Below are 453 nucleotides of genomic sequence, written 5' to 3'. Positions count from 1 at the left end.
GCCAGGCTCATTGGGCTGCAGCCGATCTCGCCGAACCCAATGTTGCCGGGAAGCTGTTTCAGCAGGCGAACGAGCTGCTGGGCGGCGTTGATATCCTTGTCAACAACACCAGCGGACCATCCCCGACGCCGCCGAGTCAGATTTCCACGCCCACCTGGCAGTCCGAGTTCGAGAAGATGGTTCTGCCGGTCTTCGAACTGACGCGGCTTGCGGTGGCTCCCATGAGGGAGCGCGGCTGGGGCAGGATCATCACCATCACCTCCAGCGGCGTGGTCCAGCCAATTCCCAATCTAGGTATTTCCAATGCATTGCGATCGTCCTTGACGGCATGGCTGAAGACCTTGGCATCAGAGGTTGCCCGCGAAGGGGTCACCGTCAATGTGGTGGCCCCCGGTCGCATCGAGACGGACCGAACGCGGCAGATCGATGCGGCCGCCGCACAAAGATTGGGAC

Annotated in this window: 1 protein-coding gene; it reads left to right on the top strand. The window is 61.8% G+C overall.

Features of this window, described 5'->3' with window-relative positions; all coding sequences use genetic code 11:
* The coding region (locus EN935_RS40075) for an SDR family NAD(P)-dependent oxidoreductase (protein ID WP_127374455.1) at positions 1-453 on the top strand (453 nt) is incomplete at both ends.

The organism is Mesorhizobium sp. M7D.F.Ca.US.004.03.1.1, from assembly GCF_003998635.1.
Lineage (GTDB): Bacteria > Pseudomonadota > Alphaproteobacteria > Rhizobiales > Rhizobiaceae > Mesorhizobium > Mesorhizobium loti.
Note: the sequence above shows the minus strand (reverse complement) of the source record. Positions and strands in the feature narration are given on the sequence as shown.